Genomic DNA, 25480 nt, shown 5'->3' with positions numbered 1-25480 from the left:
GTATACGATAACGATGGGGCATCAGATCACCTTGTTCAGGGAGTATTCGATGATGGCCTCGGCTCCCACAGCCTGAAGCCTGGGCACCAAATCCCGGACCTGAGAAATTTCGACTACGGTTTCAATGGACAGCCAGTCGGAATTGTGCAGATGGGCGATGGTCGGGGAGTTCATGCTCGGCAGAAGCTCCATGATCTTGTCCACGATACCTGTGGGAGCGTTCATCTTCAGGGCCACCAGTTTTTCCGCCCGCAACGCGCCCTGCAGGAGGGTGTTCATATTCTCGATCTTGGCCCGTTTCCATGGATCGTTCCAAGCGGCCTTGTTGGCAATGAGCTGGGTATTTGTCTGCAGCAGTTCGGCAATGATGCGCAGGCCGTGGGCCTTGATGGTCGTCCCTGTTTCCGTGATTTCCACAATGGCGTCCACAAGTCCTTCCACCACTTTGGCCTCCGTGGCACCCCAGGAATACTCCACCTCCACGGGAATATTCGCGTCCTCGAAATAGCGGCGGGTGAAGCCCACGAATTCCGTGGCGATCTTCTTTCCCGCCAAGTCTTCCGGCCGCCTGTACGGGGCGTCTCCGGCCACGGCCAGCACCCACTTGGCCGGACGGTTGCTGGCTTTGGAATAAATCAGGTCGTCCACCACCACCACATCGGACTGGTTTTCCAGGATCCAGTCCTTGCCCGTAAGTCCGGCGTCCAGCAGACCGCTTTCCACGTAGCGGGCCATTTCCTGCGCCCGGCACAGGGAACAGGTCAATTCCGGGTCGTTGATTTCAGGAAAATAGTTTCGGTGATGGGAGGTTACTTTCCATCCGGCCTTGGCGAAGAGCTTGACTGTGGCTTCCTCCAAGGATCCCTTGGGAATTCCGATACGCAACTGCCTGCCGTCCATTATTTGTACACCTCCTTGGGGTCGAAAATCATGGGCGAGCAGTCCGTCCACCGCCCGTCCCCGCCGCGTTCACGGTAAAAACAGCTTCTGCGGCCCGTGTGACAGGCCGCTTCGCCCATCTGCCGGATCCGGAGCAGCACCGCATCCCGGTCGCAGTCCAGCCGGATGGCGAGAACCTTCTGCACGTGTCCCGACGTGCCGCCCTTGTGCCACAGGCTCTGCCGGCTTCTGCTGTAGTAGTGCGCCTCGCCTGTGCGCAAAGTCTCGGCCCAGGCGGCTTCGTTCATATAGGCGAGCATGAGCACCTCGCCCGTTTCCGCATCCTGGGCGATGGCCGGCACCAAACCGCCGCACTTCTCAAAATCAGGCTGTTCCATCGGCATTTCCTTTCCGGATTGATGTGAGCGTTTCCGTCTTGAGCTGGCCGCATGCCGCCGCGATGTCCTGGCCTTTGCTCCGGCGCAGGGTCACGGTGAAATTTTTCCGGCGCAGCAGCGCCTCAAAGGCCAGCACATCTTCGGGGTCCGGAGCCTCATAGGGAATTCCGGGGCCGGGATTGAAGGTAATGAGGTTGATCTTGCATTTGAGACGCGACAGCAGCCGCACCAGCTGACGGGCGTGCAGGAGGCTGTCATTCACGCCTTTGATCAGGATATATTCGATGGTCAACCGCTCCCGCGGACGCAGAGAAATCTTGGCCAGAGCGGCCACGAGGTCGTCCAGATGCCAGCGGGCGGCCTTGGGCATGAGCGTCTCGCGGATTTCCTGGGTCGGGGCATGCAGAGAAATGGCGGGCAGAGCCAACCCTTCCGTCCCGAAAACATCCAGCCGGTCCGGAATCCCGCAGGTGGATAGGGTCACCCGGCGGCGCGAGAACTCCAGCCCCTCGGAGTGAGTGAGGATATCCAGGCTTTTTCTCACCCCCTCCCAGTTCAGCAGCGGCTCGCCCATGCCCATGTATACGAGGTTCTTCACCTCCCACCCCAATCCGCTGGTCCGCAAATAATCCCGCCCGGCCAGCACCTGGGCCGCAATCTCCCCGCCCGTCATGTTTCTGGTCAGGCCCATGAGTCCCGTGCTGCAGAAAGTGCATCCCATGGGACATCCGACCTGGCAGGACAGGCACTGCGTATAGCGGTCCCTGTCCGGAATAAGCACCGTCTCCACGGACGCGCCGTCGGCAAGGCCCAGCAGCAGCTTGACCGTGCCGTCAGCGCTGCGGCGGATATCGAGAGGCTCGGGCCAGGCGATATTCCACGCGCGGCCGAGCTCTTCACGGAAGTCCCGGGCCAGGCTGGTCATGTCCGCGAAATTCCGGGCGCCGCGCCGCCACAGCCATTGCCAGAGCTGTCTGGCCCTGAAGGGCGGGTGGCCGCCGGAGATGACAGCCGCTTCCAGTTCCGGCCAGCTCAGATCGAGGATGTTCGGCTGCATGATCGGTCCGGGGCAGGCGCGCTCTTTGTTCCGCCGCGCCTGGAAGGGTCTTGATTCAACCGCGGAGCCGGTCCCGGGAGCTGACGCTCCTGAAACCGGCCCGGATGGATGGGGGAGCCCGAAACGGCAAGCATGGAAGGATGGCACAGACGAAAACAAAATTACAGTTGTTCCTTTTCTTTGTAGGTGACCACGAAGCGCTCGGCCTCTTCCACGGTATTCACATCCCCGGAAATCTGAGCCTGAAGCAGAGTGTCCCGGAGCAGGCCTACGGCCGGTCCCGGTTTAATGCCTGTGAGATCCATGATCTGCTTGCCGTTCAGCAGGGGCTCCAGCAACTCCTCGCTGATGTCCGCCCGCTCCAGCATTTTCATATTGTGATTGAATTCCTTGTAGGCGCCGTTTCTGGCCTTGATGTCCGCCCGGGCCATTTCGATCAGCCGGGGGTAGTCATCCAATGCCTTGAACCGGCGGATACCCTTGTCCGTGAGCATGAAATGAAAGTGCATGTGGTTGCGTACCAGATTGCAGATCATGTCCACTTCCTCGGTATTGAGGCGCAGCCGCTTCAGGATCTTGCGCGCTACCTTGGCGCCGATACGATGATGCTGGTAGAAGGTCATGCCGTGTTCGCCCTGTTCGCCCGCGTAGAGCTTGCCGCAGTCGTGGAACAGGCAGGCCAGGGTGCCGTACCAGTCGTAGGGCAGTTCCTCGGGGTAATGACGCATGACTTTCAGGGTGTGCCCCCAGACAGAGGTGGGGCCTTCCTCTTCATTGAAGACCTGGAGCACCCGGCTCAGGGCCGCCAGTTCCGGCAACAGGCCGTGCAGGATCATGGAGTCGAACAGGAGTTCGGCGAACCGCCACATGTTCTCGGCCTCGACCTTGCGCCACTCGTCCATGATGTCCGAGACGGATACATAGTCCAAGACCCGGCGCGAGGCCCGGACGATGGACATCCAGGAGTTTTCCTCGATGGGCAGGTGATAGTTGGCGGAAAAGCGCAGGGCGCGGATGGCACGCAGATAGTCGAGCCGCAGGGTTTCGTCGGGGATACCCTGAAAACGTATCTGCCCGCCGGAGATGTTTTCAAAGCCGTCATAAACGTCCGGGGGGTGCGGGATGTGCGGACTGGTCAGATGCGCGGGCACCCCTTCCGCTTCCAGATACTTGAGCATGTTCGCCGTCAGCCGGGCCACGCAGAGTTCGGGATAGGACGCATCGGTCACGTCGGCCGGGTGGAAAAGAAACAGGGAGCCGTTCTGAGGCAGGCGGCCCACAAGCCCGTCCTCCCCGGAGACGGCCTCCGGAAACAGCGAGTTCAGGCTGGCGAAATCGATGTCCGTGCAGATTTCCACCATACCCTTTTCAGCCTGGCCCAGAATGCGGCGCTGCAACGCGGTGTTGATGACATAGGCGTCATAACCGTTGCGCATGATGGTTTTGCAGATGGACACGGCGTCCTTTATCGGCTGGGACATCAAATTCTCCTCATGAAAACGGGGTCAAGCCCCTGATGAAAAAGGAATATTCACCGTCATTCGGCATCCGGCCCGGACCCATCTTCTTCATCCTTTTCTCCCGTCTTGGTCAAGCGGTAGCGAAATTGGCGGAAGTTGAGGCCGACCATTTCCGCAGCCTTGCCCTTGTGTCCGCCGCTCCGGCGCAGAGCCTCGTGAAGGATCCTGCTCTCCACTTCGCCCAGATATTCGTCCAGAGACATCTGTCCGGCCAGGACCAGCTGTATGCCAATGTTCTGCTCGCTCTGAGTCGTCGCCCCGTAGATGACCAGAGAATCCTCGGTGATTACTTCGCCGGGCTCCAGAGCCACGGCGCGCTCCACGATATTTTCCAGCTCACGGATATTGCCCGGATAACGGTAAGTCAGCAGCTTCTGGCGGGCGGCCTGCGTAAAGCCCCGGACCTGCCGCTTCTGGGAACGGCAGGCTTTTTCCAGAAAATGATCGGCCAGGGTCAGAATGTCTTCTCCGCGTTCGCGCAGCGGAGGCAGATGCACTTTCACGCCGCTCAGACGGTAGTAGAGGTCTTCCCGGAAGACCCCGTCGACCACGCACTGCTCCATGTTCCGGTTGGTGGCCGTGATAATGCGCACATCCGAGCGTATCTCCTCGGTGCCGCCAAGCGGCATGAAGCGGCGTTCCTGCACGTAACGCAGAAGCTTCACCTGGGTGGACAGGGCCAGTTCGCCCACTTCGTCCAGAAAAAGAGTGCCGCCCTCGGCCATTTCCAGCAGCCCTTTCTTGGAGCGGTCCGCGCTGGTGAAGGCGCCACGGCGAAAGCCGAACAGTTCGCTTTCCACCAGATTTTCCGGCAGGCCGCCGCAGTTGATGGCCAGAAAGGACCGGGAGGCCCGTTCGCTCTGTTCGTGGATGCTGCGGGCGAAGAGCTCCTTTCCCGTACCCGATTCTCCGGTGATCAAAACGCTGATGTTGGTGGGCGCGATCCGGCGGACCAAAGCAAATACATTCTGTATCTCCGGGCTTTGCCCCACGATATTCGTGCCGCTTCCCTGAATCTGCCCGCGCAGCCAGGCGTTTTCCTCCTGCAACCGGGCCGTCTCCAGCGTTCTGTTTACGGTGTAGAGCAGGTCGTCCAGATCGAAAGGCTTGCTGATGTAATCCTTGGCCCCGTATTTCATGGCCGCGATGGCGCTTTTGGTGTCGGCATAGGCCGTGACCATGAGCACCGGAATGTCCGCCCAGGTTTCGCGGATGCGGATGAGCAGGTCGATGCCGTTTTCCTGCTTCAACCGCAGATCCAGCAGGATCAGATCGATATGCTCCTTGTGCAGGATATTCAGTGCCGTGGTGGAGTCCGGCGCGCTCCAGGCAGTGTGCCCTTTCTTCGTCAGGGCGACCTCCAGCACTTCGCGCAGGCTCAGGTCGTCGTCGGCAATGAGTATATTAGACATGCTTTTTTCCCGTCATACGCCGGTTGGCGTTCTCTCTTCCCTGCGGTCCGGCGTCCCGCATCTTAAATCATGGTCCGTCCGGGGCCTCCCGCCTGGAGAACACGGAGATCCCGCCCAGATAGTGGTCCATCACCCGGCCCGGAATTTCCCGGTTCAGACACGGCGTGTTCCTGCCTTTGGAGAGCATGGATTCCGATGTGACCATCCAGGACCGCTCAGGATCGAACAATATGAAGTCCGCCGGGTCTCCCGGCCGCATCCGATTCCCGGGCAGATGGAAAATCTCCGCCGTTTGCCAGCACCACAGCCGGGCAAGATCGGCGCTGTCCAGTTCGCCGCCGCGCACCAGCCTGAAAGTCAGAGACAGGGCCGTATCCAGCCCGGAAATACCGTTCGGCGCATCGGCGAAGGTCACGTCCTTTTCATGATCCGCGTGAGGAGCATGGTCCGTGACCAGGATATCAATCACTCCCGTGCGTACGGCCTGCCGCAGGGCCAGTACATCGTCTTTCGCGCGCAGGGGCGGGTTGACCCGCGCACGGGGATCATACCCCTCCACCAGGGTTTCATCCCAGAGCAGATAGTGGGGGCAGGTCTCGGCAGTGACGGCAATGCCGCGCTCCTTGGCCCGGGCGATGAGTTCCACCGACTCCCGACAACTGATATGCGCCAGATGGATAGGCAGATCCAGATAGGAGGCCAGCAGGATATCTCTGGCCACCTGGATGGCCTCGGACACGGTGGGCACGCCCTTCAGCCCAAGCCGTCCGGAAACCTCACCTTCGTTCATGCAGCCGCCCCGGCCCAGCCAGGGATCTTCGCAGTGGTCGATGACAGTCAGACCGAAATCCGCTGCATATTCCATGGCCCGGCGGAAAATTTCCGTATTTTCCACGGGCAGGCCGTCATTGGACACGGCCACGCATCCCGAGGCGGCCAGTTCCGCCATCGGCGACAGTTCCTTGCCCCGGAGTCCGACGGTCAGAGCGCCCACCGGCCGCAACCAGGGACCGTGGGGCTGTGCGGCATGGGCCCTGTCCAGCATGAATCTGGTGACCGCGCCCGAGTCGTTGACCGGACTGGTGTTGGCCATGGCCATGACCTGACCGAAACCGCCTCCGGCGGCGGCGGCAAGCCCGGTGACGATGGTCTCCTTATACTCCTGGCCGGGTTCGCGCAGATGCGTGTGGGCATCGATGAGGCTTGGCAGCAGCATGAGCCCGCCGCCGTCCACCATGGCGGCTCCCGGAGCGGTCTCGCGTCCGGGTTCTGTCAGCTCCAGAACACGGCCCCCGGAAACCAGCAGGTCGCACGCACGGCCCTGCCAGAAAACATTGCGAACAGTCAGCTCAATCTGCGGCATGGCAGCCTCCGGCACGCAATTTTTCCATATCCTCCGAAATCCGGCAGGGCGGCGTTCCGATCCGTTTGCTGCTGGTGTCCATCATAACTTTCAGTCCTGCGAACGGGGGCCGGACAGATACAGGTGCAGCAGAGCCATGCGCACGGCCACTCCGGCGGCCACCTGATCCAGAATGAGGCTCTCGGCCCGGTCGGCCAGTTCCGAACTGATTTCCAGCCCCCGATTGATAGGGCCCGGGTGCATGATTTTCACGTCCGGCGCGGCATCCCGCAGATGCCGGGAGGCCAGGCCGTAGGTGCCCGCGTACTCGCTCAAATCCGGCAGCAGCCCGGCCTGCTGCCGCTCCAGCTGCAGGCGCAGGCAGATCACGGCGTCAGCTCCGGCGCAGGCCGCGGCCGGATCGGAAAACACGTCCACGGGCCATGCGGCCACTCCGGCGGGCAGAAGAGTCCTGGGCGCGCACAGCCGCACCTTTGCCCCGAGCATGGTGAAAAGCTCCACATCGGACCGGGCCACGCGGCTGTGGGCGATGTCACCCAAGATGCACAGGGTTTTGCCCTCGAAGGATTCCCAGACCCGGGACAGAGTAAAGCCGTCCAGCAGAGCCTGAGTCGGGTGCGCGTGCCACCCGTCGCCCGCGTTGATGACGGAACAGCGCAGGCGTTCGGCCAGAAAACGGGCGGCGCCGCTGGCCCAGTGCCTAATGACGATAGCATCCGGATTCATGGCCTGGAGGGTAAGTCCCGTGTCTTTCAGGCTCTCGCCCTTCTGCAGGGAACTACCGGTCTTGCTCAGGGCGAATGTGTCGGCGGACAGCCGTTTCCCTGCCATGTCGAAGGATGTTCTGGTCCGGGTGGAGTCTTCGGCAAAAAAGAGCACCACACTCTTGCCTTTGAGTACGGGCACTTTCTTCACGGGCCGCTGATTGACCTCCGCGAACCGGGCCGCCGTCTGGAAGACATGTTCAATCTCTTCCCGATTGAGCTGGGAAATCTCCAGCAGATCCTTATGCTTCCAGTTCATGAAAAATGTCCCTGGCGGGTATTGCTGTTTCGTGAAACGCTGCCCCGCACGACGCCGGGGTCAGGCCCCGTTTCAACTGTTTTGAAATCTTCAAAGCATACTCAAACGCAGACATCCGGATATGAAGGTTTCAACAAAAAATGTTCCCTTCATACATGAAGCACTTATCGGCAACACAAATCATCCGGGCGATCGGAAAGATCGTGCGTTTACGCATACATAAGCACACACGAAAGGGTCAAGAACCCACCCCTGTCACATATCGGAGCATCCGAAGAGTGCCGGTCGAAAAACGGCAGGGCGGCGCATGGTTTGCACACACGCCGCAAAATGGACAGGAGCCGCTCAGGACTTGAGGACCGTCTTATCCAAAACGATGACAATGCCGATGATGGCGGCCACAGACAGCAACGCGCCCAAAAATCCCGATCCTCCGCTGGAAGCCTGAACTTCCTCCGAGGCCGGAGTGCTCCGGGCTGCGGATGTTTCTTTCTCTTCCAGACCGGCCTCCTGTTCGATTTTCTGAACCGGCTCCTGCTCGACTTTGCTCGACTCCTCCTTACCGGATTCCTCCGGCACGGCTTCCGCATTCTCCGAAGCGCTTTCCTGGACAGGCTTGCCGAGAATATACTGCCCGGCCATGACGAGAAGGTCAGGATGCGGCCCCAGAATGTCGACCGAACCGTCTTCGGCATTCAGCGTCGCACCGAGAACGGATGTCTGCCCTTTCAGTACCGCCTGAATCAGGGCCGGGGACTTTTTCAGCACGCCGGCATAGGCACTCCAGACCTTTGCCTCGTCCTCACCCAGCACGATAATCACGGGAGTAATGCCCTCGGCGGGGAGCCCGTCGTCAGTCCGGACTGTTTTCAGGCGCGATTCGGGCAGGCCGAAAAGAGTGTCCGGAGAAGTCCTGAGGGTGGAATCCGTCAGAACCGTGGCAACGAAGCCGTCATCCAGAGCATTCTCCAGAACATATTTCTGGTTCCCCAGGATCAGAAGCTTCAGAGTCTCCTCGGGAGTCGCCGCCGAAGCGGAGACCGCCAGAAAACACAGTGACATGGCCAGGAAAATGATTCTTTTCATGTTCTGATTCCTTATGTTTCTGTAGAAGTTTCTGGAATTCCGGACCACGCGAGCGAGACATCGCCATACATCCGGGAACCAACCGCCATCACGCCATCTGCTGAATGCCTTCCACCACCCAATGGGAATTGCCGCCGGTCTCGTATCGGCTGAAATGCCAGACTTCCCGGACCTGCTGGGCCGGGGCAGCCGGAGAATCTTCCCGCAACATGGCATCGAAAAACACAGTCGCCACAGTCTGATTGCCCACACATTTGACTTCCAGAAGCTGCGCCTCAAGCAGCAGGATCTCCGTATTGCCCGGCGCCGGATCTTCTTCGGCCTGAGTCTGAATTTCGGCAAGCACCTCAGGGGAAGTAAACTGCCGCAGGTCTTCCAGATCCCGCCTGTCCCAGGCATCCTGCATGCGCGTGTAGGCGGTCTTCGCACCTCTCAGGAATTCTTCCGTGTCGAAACCCGCAGGAACGGCCGATGCATGGCGAGGAGCGGAACTGCCAGGGGCTGAACGCAGCGCGTCCCATGAGGACTGTCGTTCTCTTGATGGCTGAAAACCGCCCGGTGTTTCCAGTGCCGTCTGGCGGCTGCGGAGAAAACGGAAAAGCAGAAAAAGTCCGCCGCCGATGAGGAGAATATCCAGAAGGCCGATACCGCTGAAAGCGCCTCCGAAGAGCAGAGAACCAAGCAGTCCGCCCGCGAGCAGACCGCCAAGCAGCCCACCGAAAGGTCCCCGGCCTCCTGTGGGAGCGGCCTGAGGAGCGCCCTGCTGATTGGGCTGCTGGGGAGAAGATTTCTGGTACTTCTGGGAATACGCAGGTTTGCTGCCGAAGGACCGCCCCCCGCCCAGACGCTTGGCCTCCGCCGAATCGGGCAGTGTGAGGACAGTCAGGCTCAGGGAAAGGGCAAGCGCCATAAGAAACAAAATTTTCTTCACAGCTCCTCCATCAGTCGTTTTTCCAGCTGCTATAAGGTGTCGGCCTTGAAATTAAAAGAGGAAAGAGCATTCGGGGAAACAGCGGGAGAAGTCAGAGGAAAAAATAAAGGCCCTATGCTCAGGCCTCATTAATTGAGATAGAAAATGAGGGAAGCCGCGAGGCACAGAGCTGAAAAGAAGGTATGCGCGCAACGGTCATAACGCATGGCAATTCTGCGCCAGTCCTTGATCCTGCCAAACATGATCTCGATCTTGTGCCGCTGTTTATACAGATTTTTATCGTAAGAGATGGGTCTCTTCCGGCTCCTTCTGGGCGGGATGCAGGGCGTAATGCCTCTGGCGAGCAGGGCGCCACGGAACCAGTCGGCGTCGTAACCACGGTCCGCCAGAAGCTCCCTGGCCTCAGGCAAAGCATCTATGGCGTCCATAAGCAGGGCGGCTCCTTTGTAGTCGCTCACCTGGCCTTCTGTGAGCGTCATGGCCAGGGGCCTGCCGTGACCGTCGCAAACAGCATGGAGTTTTGAGTTCAGACCGCCCTTTGTGCGTCCGATGCAGCGGGAAAGAGCCCCTTTTTGAGCAAGCTTGCGGCGGTACGATGGGCTTTGAGGTGGGTCGCATCGATCATCAATCGTCCATCTTTTCCCGCTGTTTTTGCCAGCTCGGTAAAAATATTATTGCAGGCCATGTTTGATGACATAAATGATGCCGCTTATGACTTTCAGGTCATCGACGCGTGGAATACCGTGTGAAAGTGGAAAGAAAGGCTTGATACGCTCGAGTTGTTCGGCAGAAAGGTAGAAAAGCTGGCTCATTACATCCTCCTTTGAGCACAGCTAAACAACTTGCCTCATTTTTGCAATTAATGAGGCCTGAACCTAGGTAAAACCTTGCCTCTGATGATGGCCTGAAGCGTTTTGGCTGAGCAGTCCGTGACCAGCTCTGTGTAAACGGTTCCGTCACGCTTATAGATGCCGAGGACCGGCTGTTTAAGCGTGCCCCTTCCTCTTTTTCTGGAGCCGGGCCACCCACGAACCCGGGCGGGGCCAAAGAAGCTTTTATCAACCTCAACTACGTCCAGTAGTTGCTCTTTTTTGGATACCTGGTGGAGATAAATCAACCGCCTGAAGGCCAGAAAATACCTGTTCACAGTCTTTCTGTTCAGCTTCAGGGATAGATTGGTAGCATCAATGTCGATGCAAAAGCATTCGATAATTTTCTCGACTTTGCATCGGCTTAACTTGCTGTTTTCAAAAATTTTTCTGGCCTGTCAGACGATAGCCTGATAGTCTAGGATCAAAATTATATACTCCTCTCCTTCTTTAATATTTTTTCCGGATCAAAAACAGAAATAAGTTTTTCTGCAAGAATTTCCGCTGGATCAATAAACGGTACTGAATCAAGAGAGTCTTCTGTTAAAGCTAAAGGAATTTCTGTGCATCCTAAAAGGATAATCCGAGACCCTTTTTGTATAAGGAGTCTGGCTTGCTCCAGCAAAATATTCTTAGCTTGTGCTGTCGGCGGACAGCATACGGCTTTAATGCCAAATTTTCTATTTGAGATAGCCTGTTGGACGAAGCGCCGCCCTTTTTCACACGGAAATATTGTCGTTATTCCTTTTTTTATAAAAGCATCCTGATAGATTTTTGCCTGATAAGTTCCAATTGTGCTCAATATTCCTACCTTATTTATATGTCTATATTGTGAAATATATTCTACAACAGATGATATCATGTTAACAAAAAAAGTTTTCTCCTTAATATCTTCTATTTTAGAGAGAGCTGTATCTAGAATAGCAGGGCTATGTGCTGTATTGCAAGGCATTCCTATTACTACGGCACCATTCATTGCAAGCTCTCTCATTATCTCTCCAAGAATTAATCCTGGATTTTCGAGGGATCTATCCATAAGAAATGATGTTCTATCCATTATTAAATTAGGCCGTGAATGAAGTAATATAGGGATATGTTCTTGATCAGATGATGCTTTTGTTGCAAGAAGAATTTTTCTTGCCAGCTCAATACCCGCATAAGGTCCGACACCGCCAACAATTCCTATAGATCTAGAATATTTAATCATCTTTAATTTATTATCCATATTTATTTTTATAAATACATCATTCATTTTTTTACTGTATATGGATGTAGCATATTTTTTGGAGAAAAAATATCCTTTAATATTTTTTCGTCTATAATTTTTTTCTCTATAATAAAATTATAGATAGATAGGTTGGATTTTGATGCTTCTCTAGCTATTTCTGTGGCTTTTTCGTATCCTAAAAAAGGGATTAGTGTAGTGATACTGCTAATATTTTTTTCTAAAATATGTTTACAATGTTCTTTATTTGCTTTTATTCCATAAATACATAAATCTTGTAATGTTATTATGCCTCGAGTCAAGTGATCTATCCCATTAAATAAGCAAAAAGCAATGATAGGCTCCATTGCATTCAATTCAAGTTGTGCAGATTCTGAGGCAATGGAAATAGTCACATCTTTGCCGATGATATCAAAACATATTTGATTAACAAGCTCGGGTATCACCGGGTTTACTTTCCCGGGCATGATAGAAGAACCGGGCTGTACTTGCGGCAAAATAATTTCATTAAGCCCTCCTCGAGGCCCAGAAGATAGCAAACGTAAGTCATTACATATTTTTGATATTTTTGTCGCTGTACGCTTAAGAACACTAGAAATTTGCACATAAGCACCTGTGTCCCACGTTGCCTCAACAAGATTTTTTGACGGGACAATAGCGTGTCCTGTGACTTCAGCTAAAATCTGAACCACTAAGGGAAAATAACCAGAAGGAGAACAAATCCCCGTGCCTACTGCTGTCGCTCCAATATTGACTTCAAGAAGCAGTTCTCGGGCCTCATTAAGTCGGTTAATATCTTCTTCCAATGTAGTTGCATATGCAGAAAATTCCATGCCTAATGTTATCGGGACTGCGTCTTGAAGCTGAGTTCTGCCTATTTTTACTACATCTGTAAATTCTTTACTTTTTTGAAGAAATCCTTTTTGTAAATAGCAAAGTGCCGATATTAGCCCAGCCAGCTTAGAATAAAGTGCAATTCTCAAAGCAGTGGGATAGACATCATTAGTTGATTGGGAACAATTAACATGATTGTTTGGATGGCAATACTGATATTCACCTTTTTCATATCCCATAATCTCAAGAGATCTATTGGCAATAACTTCATTAGCGTTCATATTTGTTGAAGTTCCAGCTCCTCCCTGGATGCAGTCAACTGGAAACTGGTCATGCCATTTTCCCGAAATAATCTCGTCACAGGATTGGCAGATAGCAGAAAAAATGTCCTCTTCTAGCACCTCTAACCGAACATTTGCAGTTGCTGCAGCTTTTTTCACTTGAGCAAGGGCTATAATTAATTCAGGAATGCTTGCAATTGACTGGCCAGTAATTTGAAAGTTATGCATAGCTCTGGCTGTTTGAATACCATAGTAAGCATTTTGAGGAATCTCCAATTCTCCTAAAAAATCATGCTCTATACGTGTATACATTTTTCATCCTAATAAGAAAGTTTGTTTACGCTCTGCCTTGTCAAATATATTTTCAATTTTCAAAACTTCCTTTTTTAATAAAAACACCATTATCCATCATGACAGCCCCTCTGGATATAACAGTTTTTATATCTAATTTTTTATCTAGCAATAAAATATCTGCATCTGAATTAACAGAGATTGTTCCTTTTTTTGGGAAAAAGGAAAATGCTTTTGCTACATTTCGAGTTACTGGAGAAAGAGCTTCTGTTAATGTAAGTCCTTCTTTTATGCAATCAATAAATTCATAATATATAGACATTGGATCTGATGCGACTAGACCATTTACACTTCCATCATTACCATACTTGGCAGCGCTTCCATTTCCATCGGAGCTCATAAGGATATTCTCTTTTACAGCACCATTTTCCAAAGCATAGAATATAGCAGTGGAAGGCTTTATTGCTTCAGAGCCAATGGTGCTTGTATTAAGCCCAGATGATATATCCATATATCCACCTTTTTTTGTTAATTTAATAGAATCATTAAGTAGTTTATAGTTTCGATTGATATGTGTTGCGATAAAATGTCTCCCAAGACAAGGTGATTTGTCAAGAACTTGAAATACTATATCAAGACATTCTGCACCTGATCCTATATGCATAATTAACATACCAGCAAATCCTCTAAGCATTCCACCTACCCGGATATCTATTCCAAGTGAAAGTAGTTGCTCAGGAGATACAGGGGAAGCTCTATGATCAGATAGAGCAATTTTTCCTCCTCTCACTTTTTCAATAAAAGTAACATCTGAGCGAATATTTCCAGTAATTGTAGGAGACTCTATCGGGTATCCCCCAGATACTATAAATGAAGAGATACCTTCTTCGTACAAGGAATTTGCTTTTGCCAGAACAGATGCTACATTACGAGTAACAGTGTCTGTCCCTAGCAGCCCGCCGACAGTAGTGATTCCCGATTTTATCAGAGTTGATAATTGTACAGGAGGAACTTGAGATGAAAATCCGGACTCTCCGCCTCCACCAGTTATATGAACATGGGCATCTATGAACCCTGGAACAGCTTTTAAGTTATCTCCTTTTATAACTTTAGTTTCTGAGAGCCATCTCGGCAGATTAATCTTTGAATCTAGAGCAACAATTTGCTCATTAATAATGAGAATATCCATGACACCCTTAGGTTCAGGAGAATACACATCAACTTTTTTTATAAGGATTGAAGACATAATATCTCCTTTTTATAAAATAATGTTTTCTATTTAAAGGCGCTAATCATTCTTCCCCGATTCCTCGTACTCTTTCATTTCTTGAGGCGTTAATTTTGGCATATTAAATTTAACCATAGCATAACTAATGGAGATTAAAGGAGTGAGATATAAAAGAAAAGAGTAAGGAAGGTATTCAATATATGAAATGCTCAGCATGCCAATGGGAAAGAGAGCATTGGAACTCCAAGGAACAAGTGGTCCTCCGAGAGTGCCTGCATCCTCAACAATTCTGGAACAATTTTCTGGACGAAATCCTTGTTTCCGAAAAAGAGGGGCCATCAGAGTCCCATTAAGAACTATGCTAAAGTAGCATGAGGCGGTCAGCATTAGACTACCATATCCTATAATCAAAGTCGAAAGAACAAGTGAAAGACCAGATTTTGCTTTTTTTGCTATTGGGCTGAGTATAGCATCAACAACTCCAATATGACGAAGCATGCCGCCAAGACCGCAAGCAAAAATAACCAATGCCGCAATATTAAGCATGCTAATGACTCCACCTCTATTGAGTAGCTTCATTAGAATAGGATCGGAAAACTCTCCTTTGTATCCATCCCACATTGAATTAAAGGCAGTTTTTAGGTCCATTCCTACATAAAATACAGCAATAAAGACACCGAACAGGGCGCCTCCTACGATGGCAACTACTGGATTTGTTTGACGAATGAGAAGAAATAAAACCAGAAGCATTGGCAGTGCAGGCACGAAATCGACAGGAAAATTTTCACTAATACCTGCCAAAATACTATTCAGTTGGCTGGAATCAACACTTCCTCCGCTATATTTGAATCCCATTATGCCATAAAGAATAATTGAAATGATAAATGCTGGAGCAATAGTGTTTGCCATATGACGGACATGACGTAATAACGGAACACCACTCACTGCAGCGGCCATATTCGTTGTATCAGATAATGGAGACATTTTGTCTCCAAAATATGCTCCACAAATGATTGTGGCAGCGGTCAGCCCTGGGTCAAATCCTAAACCAGCTCCGATTCCCATTAAAGCCAAGCCGACGGTTCCAATAGTTCCCCAAGAAGTACCCGTGGTTAGAGATGTGATTGAACATAGTATAAAGCTTGTTACTAGAAAGAGCTTTGGAGTTATTATTTTTAATCCGGCGTAAATCATAATTGGAACTGTGCCCGCCGATATCCACGCCCCTATAAGAGCCCCGACGCACATGAGAATAATCACGGCCCCCATAGCCCTTTGAATGAGTTCATAAGCTCCGACCTCAAGTTCTGCATAAGTATAACCCAGACAGCGAGCAAAAAAGGCGACCACAAGCCAACACGCAAGCATAAGGACATGCAGCTTCAAATCAAAAAACATCATCCCACAAGAAATAATCCCAACAACAGTGATTAAGGCAGTTAAAGAAAATGAAAGAGTTGGCTTGTGATGCGCTTTCATGCTCAGCTCCTCGGGTAAAAATTTTTCATTTCTATAAAATTGACATTTCTCCCAATGTGGAATAGACGCACATGACACACTAAATCCAACAGTATAGTCGTCCATGCGGCATTCGAAGTCTTTAATTTCTCCTACTCTTATAAACTGTATTTTATGGGGAGGTAATTTTCTGTAAATAATGAATATATCTTTGGATGCTTTACATTCATAAAATGAATCACTAATATTTGAAATGGGATAGAAAAAAAGTCCATTTAATACTTCTAAATCATTAGCTAATATTTCTAGTGTATATTTAATTTTATTCAATACCTCCAAGTTGTTTTTATACCTTTCCAAATCTTCTTTAAAAATATTTGTTGCCTCACAGTTTCTTTTCATCATTGCCCGACATCAACTCCTCAAAAGAACTAAACTCAATTAGATCATTAGCTTTTGCGGACTCCATAGCACTTTTTGTTTTGACATTGGGGACTCGGACCTCAAAGGGTAGAGCCCCCTCTGTTGCGATTCTAACCAACAGTAAACGAACAGCTTCCGAAAGAGATAAACCCATGAGCTCAAGGTTTGTGCATGCCTCTTCCTTGAGTTCTTTATTTATACGTATGTGCACCATTATGCTTGCCATTTTTTCTCCTTGGTTCTTTGCTCAAAACGTATCTCTTTTGAGACATGTTGTCAATATTTAGAGAAAATTTGTAAAAGGTATTTTGGGGAAAATCATGCGTTACAGAGTACCCCTAGTTGATCAAGGAGATAAAATGTATCTCAAGGTTCTTGTCCAAAAAACGATCAGAACGGAGTTTACCTCTCCTTTCAAGGGACCGCTGTCCGCTCAGGTCCAGCCTGTTTTCAGATTGAGTGTGCTTTGCCTATGTTCGTTGACTGAAATTTATTCAGAAATTATCTTCCGTCATCCGGGAGAAGATGAAGATGTTTGACAGCATAGACATTCAGATACTGAATATTCTTCAGGAAGACGGCAAAGTCACTAATGCGGATCTGGCCCGGCGGGTGGGCATGGCTCCGTCCGGCGTGCTGGAGCGGGTCAGGAAGCTGGAAAGCCGGGGCGTCATCCTCGGATTTGCCGCGCGTCTGGATCCCAAGGCACTGGGTCTGGGCCTGTCCACCTTCATCCAGGTCAAGACCACCGATTCCGTGGGCGGCACGGACATCGGCCGCCTGCTGGCCGCCATTCCGGAAGTACAGGAAGTGCACTGGATCGCGGGTGAATACAATTATCTGGTCAAGGCCAGGATCAGCGGCACCGACACCCTGGGGCTGCTCATGAAGAAGTTCGGCGAAATCCCCGGCGTGCAGGACAGCCGGACCACGCTGGTGCTTGAAACCCTCAAGGAAACCCAGGCGTTGCCCCTGGATTTCGTCCGTCCCAAACAATCCAGAAAGGCGGGGCACGGCTTGCCGCGTGAAAAGGAGTGACATGATGGATCTGGCAGGTCTGGACAGAAAAATTGTGGAGCGCGGGAAGGAATTTTTCGTCAGCATTTCCGGCGAAGCTCCTTCCATCTTCAACAAGGGCTGGTGGACAGGCAAAGTCATGGACTGGTCCATGAAAAACGAGAATTTCAAGATTCAGCTCTTCCGCTTCGTGGACGTGCTGCCCTACCTGAACACGTCCGAGTCGCTGACCCGGCACATCGACGAATACTTCGCCGGAGACGGTCAGGACGTCCCCAAGGTGCTCAGGCTGGGCGCCGGAGCCATGGGCTCCGGGCTGGGCAGCAAGCTGGCCGCCGGGCTGGTGGCCAAGGCCATCCGCTCCAATATCGAGGGCATGGCCAGGCAGTTCATCATCGGCGAGAATACGGCCGGCGCCCTCAAAAACCTGAAGAAAATCCGCAAGGACGGCTTCGCTTTCACCGTGGACATTCTGGGCGAAGCCTCGGTCAGCGAGGAGGAATCCGAAGCCTACCTGCGGGAATATCTGGAGCTTTTGGAAGCTCTGCGTACCGAATACGCCGCCTGGCCGGCTCTGGGCGGACAGGAGATGGATTGGGGGCACGCTCCGCGCGTGAATATCTCGGTCAAGCCCACGGCGCTTTTTTCCCAGGCCTCGCCCAAGGATTTCGAAGGCTCCGTCCGGGGTATCTGCGGCCGTCTGACGCCCATTCTGCGCAAGGTCCGGGAAATGAACGGCTTCATGCGCATCGACATGGAGCAGTACAAGTTCAAGGACATTACTCTGGAGGCGTACCGCCGCCTGCGCGACAGCGACGAATTCCGCGATTATCCGCATCTGGGCATCGTGCTTCAGGCCTATCTGAAGGACACCGACCGTGATCTGGCCGATCTGCTGACCTGGGCCAGAGAAAGAAATCTGCCTATATCCATTCGTCTGGTGAAGGGCGCGTACTGGGACTCCGAGACCGTCATCGCCAAGCAGAACGGCTGGGATATTCCCGTCTGGACCGTCAAGGCCGAGAGCGACGCGGCCTACGAGCGGCTGGCCAGAACTATTCTGGAAAACCACGACATCTGCCATTTCGGCTGCGCTTCGCACAACATCCGCACCATTTCCGCCGTCATGGAAACGGCCCGAAGCCTGAACGTGCCCGAGAGCCGCTATGAATTCCAGGTGCTCTACGGCATGGCCGAGCCCGTGCGTAAAGGCCTCCTCAACGTGGCCCGGCGCGTGCGCCTCTACGCGCCTTACGGCGATCTGCTGCCCGGCATGGCCTATCTGGTCCGCCGCCTGCTGGAAAACACGGCCAACGAATCCTTCCTGCGGCAATCCTTCGTCGAAGAGACCGAAATGGAACGGTTGCTGGAAAACCCGCTCCTGACGGCCGGGCGGGAAAAGGAGCACGCAGCCCCCGGTACGTCTTCCGGCCGGGAGACCGGCCGCTTCGAGAACGAGCCCTTTGCCGATTTCACGCGGGAGCCGGTGCGGCGGGCCTTCACGGACGCCGTGGTTCAGGTCCGCGCCCGGCTCGGCCGGAAATATCCGCTCATCATCGGCGGCAGGGAAGTGTATACCGACGATATTTTGCCATCGGTCAATCCGGCCGACCCGAGGGAACTCATCGGGGATGTCTGCCAGGCGTCCACCAGGGAAATCGACCTGGCCATCGAGGCCGCCCAAAAAGCTGCGCCGGGCTGGAGAGCCCTGCCGCCCGCGGAGCGCGCCGCGTATCTGATCAGGGCCGCGGAAATCGCCCGCAAGGATATTTACGCCCTGTCCGCCTGGCAGACGCTGGAAGTGGGCAAGCAGTTCGACCAGGCCCAGGCCGATGTGGCCGAGGCCATCGATTTTCTGGAATACTACGCCCGCGAAATGATCCGCCTCGGCGCTCCGGCGCGCATGGGCCGGGCTCCGGGAGAAATGAGCCGCCTTGTCTATCAGCCCAAGGGCATCGCGGCCGTCATCGCACCCTGGAATTTTCCCCTGGCCATCAGTTGCGGCATGAGCTCCGCTGCCATTGTGACGGGCAATCCGGTGCTGTACAAACCCGCCGGCCCGTCTTCCGTGGTAGGCTTCACCCTGGCCGAAATCTTCCGCAAAGCCGGGCTGCCCGACGGCGTGTTCAACTATGTTCCCGGCCGGGGCTCGGTCATGGGGGACTATCTGGTGGAGCACCCGGACATCGCCGTCATCGCCTTCACGGGGTCTCTGGAGGTGGGACGGCGCATTCTGAACAAGGCTTCCACGGTCCATCCCGGCCAGAAGCAGATCAAGCGGGTCATCGCCGAACTGGGCGGCAAGAACGCCATCATCATCGACGATGACGCGGATCTGGACGAGGCCGTGCGCGAGGTCCTGCATTCCGCCTTCGCCTTTCAGGGCCAGAAATGCTCGGCCTGCTCACGGGTCATCGTAGTGGAGCCGATCTATGAAAAATTCATCCACCGCCTGACCGAAGGAGCCCGGTCCCTGGCCATCGGCCCGGCCGAAGACCCGGCCTGCTTCATGGGGCCGGTGGTGGACGAAAAGGCGCTGCACAACGTGCGGCACTACGCGGAACTGGCCAAGCGGGAAGGACGGCTTCTTTTCGAGAGCGCCGTGCCCGAAGGCGGATACTACGCACCCCTGACCATCGTGGAGGGCATCACGCCGGAGCACCGCATCGCCCAGGAGGAGGTCTTCGGGCCGGTTCTGGCGGTGATGAAGGTCAGGGATTTCGATCAGGCTCTGGAATGGGCCAACTCCACGGCCTATGCCCTGACCGGGGCCGTGTTTTCCAGAAGTCCCCGGCATCTGGAAAAAGCCTCCGCCCGCTTCAATGTGGGCAATCTGTATCTGAACCGGGGCTCCACCGGCGCGCTGGTGGAACGCCATCCCTTCGGCGGTTTCCACATGTCCGGCATCGGCTCCAAGGCCGGAGGGCCGGATTATCTGCTCCAGTTCATGGACCCGCGCGTGATCTGCGAGAACACCATGCGCCGGGGCTTCGCGCCCATCGAGGCGGATGACGACTGGATCGCCTGAGACCAGATAACCTCCCAGGCCCACCGGGAGATGCAGCAACATTGTTCTGCATCTCCCGTTTTTTTCAGAGGGCTAGCCGCCGTTCTCGGCAGGCTTCTTTCCTTGCGGTTCCCCGCACGATTGCGCCGGGCCTTTTTTGCCGCCGGAACAGGGGCAAAGGGCCATGTCGCCCAGACTGCGCATGATGCCGCAGCCCCCCGCCGAGCCGCCGCCGGAGCATTTTCCCCGCAGTTCCTCCAGATATTTCTTGAGCCGGACAAGAGACTGTATCTGCTTGTCCACAGCCGTGATACGCGTGCCAATGAGCTCGGTGACCCAGGTGCAGTCCCGCCTGGGTTCGTCGCGGTAATCGAGGAGCTGTCTGATCTCCTCCAGGGAAATCTGGTGCTCCCGGCAATGGCGGATGAATTGCAGCCGCTCCACATCCTCCTCGCCATACACGCGATAGTTCTGCTCCGTGCGCCGGGGGGCTCCCAAAAGCCCTTCCTGCTCGTAGTAGCGGACAGTGGGCACCTGACATCCGGCGCGTCTGGCCAGTTCTCCAATCTTCATTTGCCGCCTCCGAAAAAAAGACTTGACCCTCAAGTAGCTTGAGACATTACCTTGGTCAAAAGAAACCCTGCGGCCGGACTTTTCACCGACGCGAACCGGCGGATTCCAGGCCATATCCGCCTTCGGAAGCGGTATTGGAGACGCATTATGAAGAAACTCGAACTTGAAAACTTCACCCTGCCCACAATGGAAAAGGCCTGCTCGTGTTCCGGCTGCGGCTGCCACGAAGCCCCGGCCGGTCCGGCTGCCGAGCCAGAAAATCCGGCGTCTCTGGAGGATTTCGCCTGCCAGACGCTTTTTCACGTGCCGGGCATGTGCTGCCCGACGGAAGCGGCTCTTATCCGCAAAAAGCTGGATGGCATGGACGGCGTGCACGGCCTGCATTTCGATCACATGCGGCGCACGGTGCGTATAGGACACGCCCCTGAAGCCCTTGAAGCCATCACCAGGGTGCTGGAATCCCTGAACATGGGCGCACGGACGGAGCGGGAGCAGCCGGCGGAAGCTCCGGCTCTGCCGTGGAAGCGCGTGCTGGCCGCCGGACTCCTGGCTCTGGGTTCGGAGGCGGCCGAATTCGCCTCAGGGCCGGACTGGCTGGTTCTGGGTCTCGCCCTGGCGGCCATTCTGCTGGGTGGACTCGGAACGTACAAAAACGGCTGGATCGCCCTGAAGAACAGAAATCTGAACATGAACGCCCTCATGTCCTGCGCGGCCACAGGCGCCCTGCTCATCGGCCACTGGCCCGAGGCGGCCACGGTCATGGTGCTTTTTTCCCTGGCTGAAATGCTGGAGGAAAGAGCCTTGCACCGGGCGCGCGGGGCCATCCGCGAACTGTTGAGCTTGGCTCCGGAACAGGCCACGGTCCTCGATGAGAAAGGCGAATGGGCCCAGCGGGACGCCAAGACCATAGCTGTGGGCAGCCGGGTGCGGGTCCGGCCGGGAGAGCGCGTGGCTCTGGACGGCCGCATTCTGGAGGGCGCCTCCAGCATCAACCAGGCTCCCATCACCGGAGAAAGCCTGCCCGTGGACAAAGGGCCGGGCGACGCTGTTTTCGCGGGCACCATCAACGAAGCGGGCTCCTTTGAATACGAGGTCACGGCTCTGGCCGCCGACTCCACGCTGTCCCGCATTCTGCACGCGGTGGAATCGGCCCAGGGCGGCCGCGCGCCCATCCAGCGTTTTGTGGACCGCTTCGCGGAAGTTTACACGCCGCTGGTTTTCGGTCTGGCCGTGCTGGCAGGCACACTGCCGCCGCTGCTGCTCGGCGGGGGTTGGCTGGACTGGATCTACCGGGCATTGGTGCTTCTGGTCATAGCCTGCCCGTGCGCTCTGGTCATTTCCACTCCCGTGACCCTGGTCAGCGGGCTGGCCGCGGCCGCCCGCCGGGGCATCCTGATCAAGGGCGGCGCGTTTCTGGAGCTGGGGCGCAAAATCTCCACCCTGGCTTTGGACAAAACCGGCACTCTGACCATGGGTCAGCCTCGATGCATCGATGTTCAGGGCATAAACGGCGTGGATGGGGAAGAAGGTCTGCGGCTGGCGGCCAGTCTGGCAGCCCGGTCGGACCATCCCGTATCGGCGGCCGTGGCTCTGGCCGCGCGGGAAAAAGGCCTGTCCCTGCGGGAGATCTCCGAGTTCGCCGCCGTTCCCGGACAGGGTATTCAGGGCGTGATGGACGGCATGGTCTGGAGTCTCGGCAATCACCGCATGGTGGAGGAATGCGGCCTGTGCTCCCCGCAACTGGAATCCCGGATTTTTCCGCTGGAGGAAGCCGGAAAAAGCGTGGTCCTGCTCATGAACGAAAAAGGAGTCCACGCGCTCTTCGCCGTGGCCGACACCCTGAAGCCCTCGGCCCGGGAAGCCGTGGCCGAAATACGCGCCCTGGGAGTGACCCCGGTCATGCTGACCGGAGACAACGCGCACACGGCCCGGAGCATCGCCGCTCAGGCAGGCATAGAGCGCTTCCGGGCGGAACTGTTGCCGGACGACAAACTGGCCGCCGTAGCGGAACTGCCCGGCCGGACGGGCATGGTCGGCGACGGCATCAACGACGCTCCGGCCCTGGCCAGGGCTGATATCGGCTTTGCCATGGCTGCGGCCGGAAGCGACACGGCCATCGAAACGGCCGACGTGGCCCTCATGGACGACGATCTGCGTAAAATCCCCGTGTTTCTCCGCCTCTCCGCGAAGACCCACGCCATTCTGACCCAGAATATCGCCTTGGCCCTGGGTATCAAGACGGTCTTTTTCGGCCTGACCTTTCTGGGCCAGACCACCATGTGGATGGCCGTATTCGCCGACATGGGCGTGAGCCTGCTGGTGCTCGTAAACGGCCTGCGCCTTCTGCGCGCCTGAGGGAATGCCGCTGCTTTCCGGGAATCCGGAAAATCCGTTCCCGGTACAAAGAAAAACCCGGCCGCCCTGAAATTCAGGGCGGCCGGGTGTGGTACGAAAAGCCAAAGGGCAGTGGAGGGAGGTTATTCCACCGTCAGGATGACGGAAAAGGCCTTGACCAGGGCGCAGATCTCGTCGCCGACCTTGAGATCCATCGATGTGGCCGAGCCGTCGGTGATGAGGGATGTGACCTTGGTACCGTCGGGCAGATCCACCACGACTTCCACGGCGACCATGCCCTTGCTGATGGCGGAAATCTTGCCGCAGAACCTGTTCCGTGCGCTGGTTTTAACGTCCTTGCCGTCCTTGACCAGGACTACCCACGGAGCCTTGACCGTGGCCGTGACGGTCTTGCCCTGGGCCAGGCCCAGCGTTTCGAGGCTTTCCTTAGTGATGGCCGAAACGATTTTGAGGCCGGAGGACGTGGTCAGTTCCACTTCGCACACTACCATGCCCTGACGGATGGAGCTGATCTGACCGACGAACATGTTGCGGGCGGATGTTTTCATTGTATTCTCCTGTAATGATAGATTTTCTTGCTTACTTTGGCCCCGGCGCCCGTACCGGCGCCGGGGGGACAGACGTCTATAAGACAGAAATCCGGAGACGCAAGAGCGTCTCCGGATTTCTTCTTTCCCGTCGCGAGTCATCAAGACGGCGGGTATTCTCCCGGGAACCCCTCCCGACCGCTGTACGCCCACACGGTCTCTTCCAGTTCGAGAATCCATCCTTCGTCGGAGCGCATATCGCCTGATTCCGCCGGTCTTTTCGCTTACTACATGGCCGCCTCGTAAATGGCCGCCACATCAGCATCGTTCATCTTGCGCGGATTGGTCAGAGCACAGGCGTCCTTCTGGGCGTTGGCCGTCATGACCGGGATATCTTCCTTGCGTACGTCCTTGCCATATTTCTTGCCGAGAGCCACCAGCCCCTCGGGGATGCCGATGTCCTTGGCAAGCTGCTCGATGCCCTGGAAGCATTTTTCGGCGGCCACGCGGAAGGACATGCCGTCCGTGTAGCGGCCCATGAATTTCGCGATGGCCGCGTAACGCTCCATCTTGGCGTTCATGTTGGCCCTGGAGACATGCGGCAGCAGGATGGCGTTGCACTCGCCGTGCGGCAGATCATAGAAGCCGCCAAGCTGGTGCGCCATGGCGTGCACGTAGCCGAGGCTTGCGTTGTTGAAGGCCATGCCTGCCAGAAACTGTGCGAAACACATGGCTTCACGGGCTTCTATGTCCGTTCCGTTGGCCACGGCCTTGCGCAGAAATTCCGAGATGATCTCGATGGCCTTCTGGGCGCAGGCGTCGGTCATGGGCGTAGCCATGGTGGACACGTAGGCTTCCACGGCATGGGTCAGCGCGTCCATGCCCGTGGCGGCGGTCAGGGCCGGAGGCATGCCGACCATCAGGTTCGGATCGTCGATGGCCACGCCCGGGGCCACCCGCCAGTCCACAATGGCCATCTTCACCTTGCGCGAGGTGTCGGTGATGATACAAAAGCGGGTCATTTCCGAGGCCGTGCCGGCCGTGGTGTTCACAGCCAGATACGGAGGCATGGGTTTGGTCGATTTGTCCAGCCCTTCAAAATCGTGAATCTTGCCGCCGTTAGACACGACCAGACCAATGCCCTTGCCGCAGTCATGGGAACTGCCGCCGCCCAGAGAAATGAGGGAATCGCACTTTTTCTTCCTGTAAATGTCCACGCCGTCGTGAACGTTTTTGTCCGTGGGATTGGGCACGGTCTCATCGTACACCTCGTACTTCATGCCCTGCGCATCCAGAAGGTCCGTAATCTGCTTGATCAGGCCGCAGGCCGTGATACCCTTGTCCGTGACCACCAGAGGTTTGCTCCCGCCCAGAGCCTTGACCTTTTCGGGAATCTGTTTGGCCGCGCCGATGCCGATCAATGTGACACTGGGAATAAAAAAACCGTACACCATTTCCTGAACAGCCATGATTGTACCTCCAAATGTGGGCAGAAGTGAGAAACCGATGACCTTTGCCTCTTTCCGCCTCTCATTTGGCAAAAACAGGGCCAGAGCGAATACGAGCCCCGACGGACCGTGCGGTCGGGCCGGTCCGGCCACCATGAAGGGGAGGACCAGACCATCTTTCCGAAATGGAAGCCAGCCTCTCCATGTGTCATCCTGACCCGGAAAATCCTCTGTTTTCCGGTCCGATACGACACACCCGCCCCAAGCCAAGAAAA

20 protein-coding genes and 2 pseudogenes are annotated in these 25480 nt (G+C 55.1%); 3 read left to right on the top strand and 19 right to left on the bottom strand.

Features of this window, described 5'->3' with window-relative positions:
- Nucleotides 1-21: 21 nt before the first annotated feature.
- From hisG to AXF15_RS05005, 16 genes and pseudogenes are all read right to left on the bottom strand, one after another.
- The gene (hisG, locus tag AXF15_RS05070; RefSeq protein ID WP_066604204.1) at nt 22-900 is read right to left on the bottom strand and encodes an ATP phosphoribosyltransferase; all 879 of its coding nucleotides are present in this window, start codon (nt 898-900) and stop codon (nt 22-24) included.
- Nucleotides 900-1277 carry a phosphoribosyl-AMP cyclohydrolase gene (gene hisI / locus AXF15_RS05065; protein ID WP_066604197.1) on the bottom strand — a complete coding sequence of 126 codons (378 nt, stop codon included), beginning with the start codon at nt 1275-1277 and terminating at the stop codon, nt 900-902. The genes hisG and hisI overlap by 1 nt, the downstream gene beginning before the upstream one ends.
- Complete coding sequence (gene rlmN / locus AXF15_RS05060; protein ID WP_066604187.1) at nt 1264-2334, bottom strand: dual-specificity RNA methyltransferase RlmN; 1071 nt, start codon at nt 2332-2334, stop codon at nt 1264-1266. Before rlmN ends, hisI begins: the two co-directional genes overlap by 14 nt.
- Nucleotides 2335-2495: 161 nt before the next feature.
- Nucleotides 2496-3815, bottom strand: coding sequence for an HD domain-containing protein (locus tag AXF15_RS05055; RefSeq protein WP_066604176.1), 1320 nt, complete (start codon nt 3813-3815; stop codon nt 2496-2498).
- A 56-nt stretch (nt 3816-3871) separates the two neighbouring features.
- Nucleotides 3872-5266: a sigma-54-dependent transcriptional regulator gene (locus tag AXF15_RS05050; protein ID WP_066604174.1), complete on the bottom strand. Its 1395-nt coding sequence runs from the start codon at nt 5264-5266 to the stop codon at nt 3872-3874.
- A 67-nt stretch (nt 5267-5333) separates the two neighbouring features.
- On the bottom strand, nt 5334-6629 hold the full coding sequence (locus tag AXF15_RS05045) for a dihydroorotase (RefSeq protein WP_066604171.1): 1296 nt from the start codon (nt 6627-6629) through the stop codon (nt 5334-5336).
- 90 nt (nt 6630-6719) lie between these two features.
- A complete protein-coding gene (locus tag AXF15_RS05040) occupies nt 6720-7652 on the bottom strand; it encodes an aspartate carbamoyltransferase catalytic subunit (RefSeq protein WP_066604169.1) in 933 nt (310 codons plus the stop codon).
- A 345-nt stretch (nt 7653-7997) separates the two neighbouring features.
- The gene (locus AXF15_RS05035; RefSeq protein ID WP_066604166.1) at nt 7998-8738 is read right to left on the bottom strand and encodes a hypothetical protein; all 741 of its coding nucleotides are present in this window, start codon (nt 8736-8738) and stop codon (nt 7998-8000) included.
- Nucleotides 8739-8826: 88 nt separating this feature from the next.
- On the bottom strand, nt 8827-9669 hold the full coding sequence (locus AXF15_RS05030; protein ID WP_066604163.1) for a Tim44 domain-containing protein: 843 nt from the start codon (nt 9667-9669) through the stop codon (nt 8827-8829).
- A gap of 128 nt (nt 9670-9797) precedes the next feature.
- Nucleotides 9798-10481: pseudogene (locus tag AXF15_RS13430) on the bottom strand (IS5 family transposase).
- Between the two features lie 65 nt (nt 10482-10546).
- Nucleotides 10547-10924, bottom strand: a pseudogene (locus AXF15_RS05015) (IS1595 family transposase); the annotation flags it as partial.
- A 44-nt stretch (nt 10925-10968) separates the two neighbouring features.
- Complete coding sequence (locus tag AXF15_RS13425; protein WP_083517875.1) at nt 10969-11790, bottom strand: aspartate/glutamate racemase family protein; 822 nt, start codon at nt 11788-11790, stop codon at nt 10969-10971.
- Nucleotides 11787-13190, bottom strand: a complete 1404-nt coding sequence (gene aspA, locus AXF15_RS13420) for an aspartate ammonia-lyase (RefSeq protein ID WP_083517874.1) — start codon at nt 13188-13190, stop codon at nt 11787-11789. The genes AXF15_RS13425 and aspA overlap by 4 nt, the downstream gene beginning before the upstream one ends.
- Nucleotides 13191-13242: 52 nt before the next feature.
- Complete coding sequence (gene iadA / locus AXF15_RS13415; protein ID WP_083517873.1) at nt 13243-14415, bottom strand: beta-aspartyl-peptidase; 1173 nt, start codon at nt 14413-14415, stop codon at nt 13243-13245.
- Nucleotides 14416-14457: 42 nt separating this feature from the next.
- Complete coding sequence (gene nhaC, locus AXF15_RS05010; RefSeq protein ID WP_236884832.1) at nt 14458-16260, bottom strand: Na+/H+ antiporter NhaC; 1803 nt, start codon at nt 16258-16260, stop codon at nt 14458-14460.
- Nucleotides 16241-16504 (bottom strand): type II toxin-antitoxin system RelB/DinJ family antitoxin, encoded by a 264-nt coding sequence (locus AXF15_RS05005; protein ID WP_066604141.1) that lies wholly within the window; start codon nt 16502-16504, stop codon nt 16241-16243. Before AXF15_RS05005 ends, nhaC begins: the two co-directional genes overlap by 20 nt.
- Before the next feature lie 305 nt (nt 16505-16809).
- On the opposite strand from AXF15_RS05005, the gene AXF15_RS04995 reads away from it, so the two are divergent.
- Together AXF15_RS04995 and pruA are read left to right on the top strand one after the other, a co-directional pair.
- Entirely contained in the window at nt 16810-17316 is a 507-nt protein-coding gene (locus tag AXF15_RS04995) for an Lrp/AsnC family transcriptional regulator (RefSeq protein ID WP_066604136.1), read from the top strand.
- A 4-nt stretch (nt 17317-17320) separates the two neighbouring features.
- Complete coding sequence (gene pruA, locus AXF15_RS04990; protein WP_066608686.1) at nt 17321-20323, top strand: L-glutamate gamma-semialdehyde dehydrogenase; 3003 nt, start codon at nt 17321-17323, stop codon at nt 20321-20323.
- 72 nt (nt 20324-20395) lie between these two features.
- Here pruA and AXF15_RS04985 read toward each other — a convergent pair whose 3' ends face one another.
- Nucleotides 20396-20875, bottom strand: a complete 480-nt coding sequence (locus AXF15_RS04985; protein ID WP_066604134.1) for a MerR family transcriptional regulator — start codon at nt 20873-20875, stop codon at nt 20396-20398.
- A 147-nt stretch (nt 20876-21022) separates the two neighbouring features.
- On the opposite strand from AXF15_RS04985, the gene AXF15_RS04980 reads away from it, so the two are divergent.
- On the top strand, nt 21023-23230 hold the full coding sequence (locus tag AXF15_RS04980) for a heavy metal translocating P-type ATPase (RefSeq protein WP_169793600.1): 2208 nt from the start codon (nt 21023-21025) through the stop codon (nt 23228-23230).
- 122 nt (nt 23231-23352) lie between these two features.
- Here the strand turns inward: AXF15_RS04980 and AXF15_RS04975 are convergent, their stop codons facing one another.
- Nucleotides 23353-23778, bottom strand: a complete 426-nt coding sequence (locus AXF15_RS04975) for a TOBE domain-containing protein (protein WP_236884831.1) — start codon at nt 23776-23778, stop codon at nt 23353-23355.
- 266 nt (nt 23779-24044) lie between these two features.
- On the bottom strand, nt 24045-25226 hold the full coding sequence (locus AXF15_RS04970; protein WP_066608684.1) for an iron-containing alcohol dehydrogenase: 1182 nt from the start codon (nt 25224-25226) through the stop codon (nt 24045-24047).
- Nucleotides 25227-25480: the final 254 nt, after the last annotated feature.

It is taken from the genome of Desulfomicrobium orale DSM 12838, from assembly GCF_001553625.1.
In the GTDB taxonomy this organism is placed as follows: domain Bacteria; phylum Desulfobacterota; class Desulfovibrionia; order Desulfovibrionales; family Desulfomicrobiaceae; genus Desulfomicrobium; species Desulfomicrobium orale.
Note: the sequence above shows the minus strand (reverse complement) of the source record. Positions and strands in the feature narration are given on the sequence as shown.

Excerpts from the sequence above, each read along its gene's own strand:
- iadA (WP_083517873.1), bottom strand. The coding sequence starts at position 14,415 with ATGTCTTCAATCCTTATAAAAAAAGTTGATGTGTATTCTCCTGAACCT.
- AXF15_RS04985 (WP_066604134.1), bottom strand. The coding sequence starts at position 20,875 with ATGAAGATTGGAGAACTGGCCAGACGCGCCGGATGTCAGGTGCCCACT.
- rlmN (WP_066604187.1), bottom strand. The coding sequence starts at position 2,334 with ATGCAGCCGAACATCCTCGATCTGAGCTGGCCGGAACTGGAAGCGGCT.
- AXF15_RS05035 (WP_066604166.1), bottom strand. The coding sequence starts at position 8,738 with ATGAAAAGAATCATTTTCCTGGCCATGTCACTGTGTTTTCTGGCGGTC.
- hisG (WP_066604204.1), bottom strand. The coding sequence starts at position 900 with ATGGACGGCAGGCAGTTGCGTATCGGAATTCCCAAGGGATCCTTGGAG.
- AXF15_RS13425 (WP_083517875.1), bottom strand. The coding sequence starts at position 11,790 with ATGAATGATGTATTTATAAAAATAAATATGGATAATAAATTAAAGATG.
- AXF15_RS05005 (WP_066604141.1), bottom strand. The coding sequence starts at position 16,504 with ATGGCAAGCATAATGGTGCACATACGTATAAATAAAGAACTCAAGGAA.
- AXF15_RS04995 (WP_066604136.1), top strand. The coding sequence starts at position 16,810 with ATGTTTGACAGCATAGACATTCAGATACTGAATATTCTTCAGGAAGAC.
- AXF15_RS04980 (WP_169793600.1), top strand. The coding sequence starts at position 21,023 with ATGAAGAAACTCGAACTTGAAAACTTCACCCTGCCCACAATGGAAAAG.
- aspA (WP_083517874.1), bottom strand. The coding sequence starts at position 13,190 with ATGTATACACGTATAGAGCATGATTTTTTAGGAGAATTGGAGATTCCT.
- AXF15_RS05055 (WP_066604176.1), bottom strand. The coding sequence starts at position 3,815 with ATGTCCCAGCCGATAAAGGACGCCGTGTCCATCTGCAAAACCATCATG.
- hisI (WP_066604197.1), bottom strand. The coding sequence starts at position 1,277 with ATGGAACAGCCTGATTTTGAGAAGTGCGGCGGTTTGGTGCCGGCCATC.
- AXF15_RS05040 (WP_066604169.1), bottom strand. The coding sequence starts at position 7,652 with ATGAACTGGAAGCATAAGGATCTGCTGGAGATTTCCCAGCTCAATCGG.
- AXF15_RS05045 (WP_066604171.1), bottom strand. The coding sequence starts at position 6,629 with ATGCCGCAGATTGAGCTGACTGTTCGCAATGTTTTCTGGCAGGGCCGT.
- nhaC (WP_236884832.1), bottom strand. The coding sequence starts at position 16,260 with ATGATGAAAAGAAACTGTGAGGCAACAAATATTTTTAAAGAAGATTTG.
- AXF15_RS04970 (WP_066608684.1), bottom strand. The coding sequence starts at position 25,226 with ATGGCTGTTCAGGAAATGGTGTACGGTTTTTTTATTCCCAGTGTCACA.
- pruA (WP_066608686.1), top strand. The coding sequence starts at position 17,321 with ATGGATCTGGCAGGTCTGGACAGAAAAATTGTGGAGCGCGGGAAGGAA.
- AXF15_RS05050 (WP_066604174.1), bottom strand. The coding sequence starts at position 5,266 with ATGTCTAATATACTCATTGCCGACGACGACCTGAGCCTGCGCGAAGTG.
- AXF15_RS04975 (WP_236884831.1), bottom strand. The coding sequence starts at position 23,778 with ATGAAAACATCCGCCCGCAACATGTTCGTCGGTCAGATCAGCTCCATC.